5 protein-coding genes are annotated in these 6,000 nt (G+C 41.0%); 3 read left to right on the top strand and 2 right to left on the bottom strand.

Annotated elements, in window-relative coordinates; all coding sequences use genetic code 11:
• Positions 1–41: 41 nt before the first annotated feature.
• Entirely contained in the window at positions 42–821 is a 780-nt protein-coding gene (locus FTV03_RS03165; protein ID WP_180039891.1) for a DUF4184 family protein, read from the bottom strand.
• A 146-nt stretch (positions 822–967) separates the two neighbouring features.
• Between FTV03_RS03165 and znuD the strand changes: the two genes are divergently transcribed.
• Together znuD and FTV03_RS03175 are read left to right on the top strand one after the other, a co-directional pair.
• A complete protein-coding gene (gene znuD, locus FTV03_RS03170) occupies positions 968–3,052 on the top strand; it encodes a zinc piracy TonB-dependent receptor ZnuD (protein ID WP_180039892.1) in 2,085 nt (694 codons plus the stop codon).
• 109 nt (positions 3,053–3,161) lie between these two features.
• A complete protein-coding gene (locus FTV03_RS03175) occupies positions 3,162–4,628 on the top strand; it encodes a phospholipase D family protein (protein WP_111885364.1) in 1,467 nt (488 codons plus the stop codon).
• A gap of 87 nt (positions 4,629–4,715) precedes the next feature.
• Here FTV03_RS03175 and FTV03_RS03180 read toward each other — a convergent pair whose 3' ends face one another.
• Positions 4,716–5,174, bottom strand: coding sequence for a hypothetical protein (locus FTV03_RS03180; RefSeq protein ID WP_111885397.1), 459 nt, complete (start codon positions 5,172–5,174; stop codon positions 4,716–4,718).
• Positions 5,175–5,357: 183 nt separating this feature from the next.
• On the opposite strand from FTV03_RS03180, the gene FTV03_RS03185 reads away from it, so the two are divergent.
• Positions 5,358–5,840: an RcnB family protein gene (locus FTV03_RS03185; protein WP_373683898.1), complete on the top strand. Its 483-nt coding sequence runs from the start codon at positions 5,358–5,360 to the stop codon at positions 5,838–5,840.
• Positions 5,841–6,000: the final 160 nt, after the last annotated feature.

Consider the following 6,000-nt stretch of genomic DNA (forward strand, 5'->3'; position numbering starts at 1 on the left):
AAACAGCCAAATTTACAGCAAATTTTTGCTCAATGAAGGGCTTAAGCCGATGACGTAGAAAAAATGTTAGTGCTCTTGCTTAAGATCAGAAATATCAGACTACCAAGGCTAAACGTGGCCAAAAATGCACGAAAAAAATAATTAATGGCTTTGCCGACATAGGCATACAGGTCATGCACAAAGGCATCTGAGTAAATACTGTCAGCAAAATAAAAATAACTTGCGATTCCCGCAGCTAGAGACAGGGCCGCTAAACCATATACATAGACTTTGATGGTTGTGGGGACGTTTACAGTACTTCGATAGTGAAGATGATGACGATAAATCATCCATGCCAAAACGGGGAGTGCCAAGCCAGATAATCCAATTTGCAACACGCGATGTAGGGGATATGAATGACCAAAAAATTGAATCGGTAGACTCAATAGATCCTTAAATGCAAAGGTACGAAAGTCAACATGGGTCAAGCCATCCCAAACAATATGCGTCGAAGTTCCAATGATGAGTGCGAGGATGAGACTGAGCATAAACCCACAGCATTGATTGAAATTCTGTAGATTCAGCGGCTTATTTAAACCAAAAAAAGCAAATAACATCGGGCGATAGAGCACATACCACAGCACACAAAACAGCAAACCAAGGATTAAGTTTGGAACAATTAACCCCGACCATTGATGTGAACCTGCATAGTCAGCATTAGTAAATAAACGGAATAAATCTGGCACCATGCTACCAATTGCGAGTGCTGCAATAGGCAGGCGATTTCCGCTTAATTTGGAAATAGGCGGTGCGAGTACAGCATGGGATATGGTAAAAGGCATTGAATTAAAATAAATATATGAATAAATACAATGTGGTATCGGTGAGTGTATATGATTTGGGCAGATTAGAATGTTTTTTATTGCAAAAGTAATGAAATGTTATATTATAACATTATTCAAAATTAGCCAGATTTGAGTCTCTCCAAATGTCTTTTCATAAGAATTTAATCACAATCTCAATTTTTGCAGTGATTGCACCCAATATTTATGCTGATGATCAGCAACAACAGGTACAAACTTTAGAGGCGATTAATGTTCAGGTTCATCCTTTAAATCAAAGTGCTGCAGATTTTGCGGTTGCAGATAACATTATTAAGCATAAAGATTTGGCACAAGGTGGAGTCACTATTGGTGATGCCATTGCCGGACAACCTGGAGTGTATTCAAATCAGTTTGGTGCAGGCTCAAGTCGACCTGTAATACGTGGGCAAGATGGGCCACGTGTCAAAGTGTTGGAGCATGCATCTGAAACAGCAGATGTTTCAACTTTATCCCCTGACCATGCAGTGACGGTTGATCCAATTTTAGCGAAACAAGTAGAAGTGATTCGTGGGCCATCCACTTTATTATATGCAGCTGGGACGGTTGGTGGGTTGGTGAATGTTACCGATCAAAAAATTCCAACGCAGATGCCTGAAAATGGTTTAGAGGGGCAGGTTGGGCTACGTTATAACTCAGGTAGTGGCGAAAAATTATCGAGTGCAGGTGTCACTGCTGCGCTAGGAGAAAATTTTGCACTGCGAGTTGAGGGATCAAAGCGTAAAGCCAATGACTATATCGTACCCAATTATTTCCATGATCATGATGGCGAATTAGAAAAAGAACGCCGCGTTGGCAACACCTTTGCAGAAGGGCAAAATGTCAGTGTAGGTGCGTCATGGATTCATGATCGAGGTTTTGCTGGACTGTCTTATAGCAACCGTCAAGACCAATATGGCTTGCCGGGGCATAGTCATGAATATGAAAGCTGTCATCCACATGATGATCATTTGCATTGTGACGGGCATGATAATCATGATCACAGCGATGAGCATGATCATTCAGCCCATGACGACCACGATCATGACCATGATGCTGCTGGTCCGTGGGTCGATTTAAAGTCAGAACGCTATGATTTCCGTACCGAACTTGCGAATCCGTTTGCGGGCTTCCAAAAAATCCGTGCACATGCAAGTTATACCGATTATCAACATGATGAAATTGAAGGTGATACAGCGGCAACGACCTTTAAAAGTCAGGGCTATGATGGTCGTTTAGAGTTGGTGCATAACCCGATTGCGGATTGGGAAGGGGTGATAGGCGCACAATACAATCAGCAAAAGCTCAATATCAGTGGCGAAGAGTCATTGATCAACCCAAATAAAACCCAAAAATGGAGTGTATTTGGTTTAGAACATAAACAATTTGGTGATTTTCATGTCGAGCTGGGCGCCCGTGTCGATCAGCAGAAAATTCAGATCGATTCTGCACAAAAAGATTATGACGATTATGGTATTTCCTACTCAGGTGCTGTGAACTGGGCGTTTGCACCCAATTATAAATTATCCTTGGTGGGTTCTCATCAAGAGCGTTTGCCATTGGCGCAAGAGCTCTATGCAGATGGTAAGCATTTTGCGACCAATACCTATGAACGCGGAAATGAAAATCTAGATGTTGAAAAATCTAATAATCTAGAATTAGGTTTCCATTATGAAAAAGATCAGTTGGATTATCACGTTCATGTGTACCACAACTGGTATGACAACTACATTTATGCTGCAACCAAAGATAATTTTGAAAACTTCCGCTTAGTTGATTACACCCAAGACAAAGCCAAGTTCTATGGCGCGGAAGCTCAAGTGGGTTATGCCATTAATGATATGTATAAACTCAGTGTCTTTGGTGATTATGTACGCGGCAAAATTGATGGTGAAAATGCGCCACGTGTGCCTGCAGGGCGCTTAGGAACTAAGGTCGATGTTGACTTTGCCGATGGTTGGTCAGGTCTTGCAGAATATTCACATGTATTCAAACAAGACAAAATCACTGCATTTGAGCGTGAAACAGATGGCTACAATATGGTGAATTTGGGTGTGGCCTATAGTGGTCAATTGAAAGATCAAAATGATTATCGAGTCTATTTCAAAGCCAATAATTTATTGGATGAAGATGTTTACTCTCATACGTCATTCCTTGCCAATATTCCACAAGTCGGTCGTAATTTTACGGTTGGTCTTGAATTTGGTTTCTAATTGAATTTGCACAGACTTCTCTAAGTAAGTCTAGGTAAAGTCACAGAAATCCTCTTGAAAAATCAATGAATAAAACCTAGTCTGAGCGCATTAGACTAGGTTTTTTCTTATGCGCATCATTCAACGAATACATCACAAGCTCAATTGGTCACGTCGTCGCTATGTGGGTGTGGTCATTGGTTTATTGGTTTTAGGTTATTTGGCCTCGGCAACCTATCACACGCTAAAGCCACTCCCAGAAGGGTTGAACTACACAGGAAAACTTCGCCATGCTGAAGTGAACTTTTTAGTGGATGAAACCTATATCGATGCGCAAGGAAAGCAGCAACAGGAACATCGCATTTTTAAAGAAATGCTGAAAATGATTGAGGAAGCACAGTCGACCATTGTGTTGGATATGTTTCTCTTTAATCCGCAAGTTGGTGACTCTCAATTAAAACATGAACAATTAACACAGGAGTTGACCGATGCGCTGATTTTGAAGCGTCGTCTATCTCCTCAAGTGGAAATTTTTGTGATTACTGACCCAGTCAATTCGGTATATGGCGGCATTCAACCCGAACATTATCGTCAATTACGACAAGGGGGCATTGAGTTGATCGAAACCAATTTGGTACCGCTTCGTGCATCCAACCCAGCATGGTCAGGCTTTTGGTATATCTGCTGTCAAGATATTGGCAATAACCCACAAAAAGGTTGGTTACCGAATCCATTAGGTACGGAAAAAGTGACGATTCGCAGCTATATGGATCTTTTCAACTTTAAAGCCAATCATCGTAAAACCTTGGTGGTAGATACCGTTGAAGGTTGGAAAGGTTTAGTCACCTCTATGAATCCACATGATGGTAGCTCACGACATTCCAATGTGGCCTTAACCGTCAAAGGCATGACCGCGATTGATCTGTTAAAGACCGAGCAAGCCGTAGGCATGATGTCCAAAGCCAATATTCCATTTGTGGTGATTAAGGATGTTGAAGCCGCGAAAACTGAGCCTCAAGTACAGGTGCTGACTGAAAAAGCCATTTATGATGGCGTATTAGATATGATTAATACGGCACAAAAAGCGGGTACAGAAATTGATATTGCGATGTTCTACTTGTCAGAACGTAAAATTATCAAGGCACTCATTGCTGCGCATGAACGTGGCGTGAAAGTGCGTGTATTACTCGATCCGAATAAGGATGCTTTTGGACGTACCAAAAATGGCATTCCAAATCGACCTGTAGCATCCGAATTACATGAGGCGGGTATTGATGTACGTTGGTGTAATACCCAAGGTGAGCAGTGCCATAGCAAGATGATTTTAAAACGTACTGCTTATCAAGCCGATATGATTTTAGGTTCTGCCAATTTCACGGCGCGTAACTTGAAAAATTATAATTTAGAAACTGATTTACGAGTGATCGGTGTGAAAGATGCTCAAGTTTTTAAAGATGTATCACAGTACTTTAATACTGCTTGGTCAAATCTGGATGGTAAACAAATGAGTGTCGATTATAGTAAATATGCGGATGAATCGACCTTGAAATATGTGTTGTATCGCTTTATGGAATGGAGCGGAATATCTACTTTTTAGAATTGTCTTAATCTCCCAAGTCCCTCTTTTAAAAAGAGGGACTTTCCTCTCTTTTTTAAAGGGAGGTTAGGAGGGATTTAATCAGTTTTAATTCTTCGGTACAGGATTCGGCGGAACGATTTGATCTAAATCTTTATCTGACATTTGATCTAATTCTTTAATATCCGTTTTGATTTTCCATTTATCTGCATCTTCTACCGGTTGAGGTAAACGAGCTTCTAACCAGTCACAGATGACATCTGGTGGAAAGTCAGCATGGTTACATTGAATCACCCAAGACAAGAATTGTTTTGCTTCGCCATTCATATATGGTGGCGGAGAAACCGGTAAAAATTGAGTCGGTAAGCGTTCATTTTTAGAAATATAGTTCAATACATGGCCCAATTCTTGAACAGTTTGCCATGCTAAAGGGTGATCTACATTAATTTGAAATTTGAACCACCACGCATTTTTGCCATCGGTGCCGTAGGAGTCGATTAAGGCTTCTTGGATACTTGGTACTTTCGAAAAAAATTGATGAAGTCGGTCAAAACTTAATTCAGACACAGCGTTTGATCCACTACGAAATAAAATCAATCTTAGCATAATCCAATCAAAAACAGGCTAGCATGAAGGTGCGATCAGCTTGGTCGGAAAATTAACAAATTCTTGCATTTGATGGATTTTTATTCATTTTTTCTCCTAAAATGGGTTTTATACTTAATCTATATACCGTGAAGGAAAGCTCGAGTGAAAGCAACATTATTCTATGCAATGGCAGGTGTGATGCTGATCAGTGCTTCGGCCAGTACTTTTGCGGAAAACAAATGGGCAAACTACCAAGGTGTGGATACATCAAAACCACAACACCGCCCACCGTCGATGAATCGGCCTGGTTATCCCCAACATGGTCAAAGCTATCCACAGCATGCTCCCAATTACCCGCAGCATTACCCGAACTATCCTCATCGCCCTCAATATCCCAATTATCCAAACCGTCCATATCCACCACAGGTGCAAAATGGCATAAGTATTCAATATCAAGCACCGACTACGATTATCCAAAATTCGCAGAGCTATAGTTGGGTCAATGGCGATCCTGCCAGCGCTAGTATTTCGAGTTCGACCTATACGTTTATCAGTGATTGGCAGCGTTTAGGTTTACCTGCACCCCCAAGTGGCATGTACTGGATCTTTGAAAATGGTCGCTATGTGCTGGTGCCTAATCGATAAGGTTTATAACCTCTCCCTTGCGTAGCAGTGCTACTTGTATCTTGATTGATATAGTGATTAGCTACCACTATACGCAAATTGTAGAGTTTGGAGTGCTGCTAAAATCTTAAATTTGAACCTGAGATAAAACCTACAATTTGCCCTTATCCCTCATACAACT

It is taken from the genome of Acinetobacter sp. YH12218 (assembly GCF_013417925.1).
Lineage (GTDB): Bacteria > Pseudomonadota > Gammaproteobacteria > Pseudomonadales > Moraxellaceae > Acinetobacter > Acinetobacter amyesii.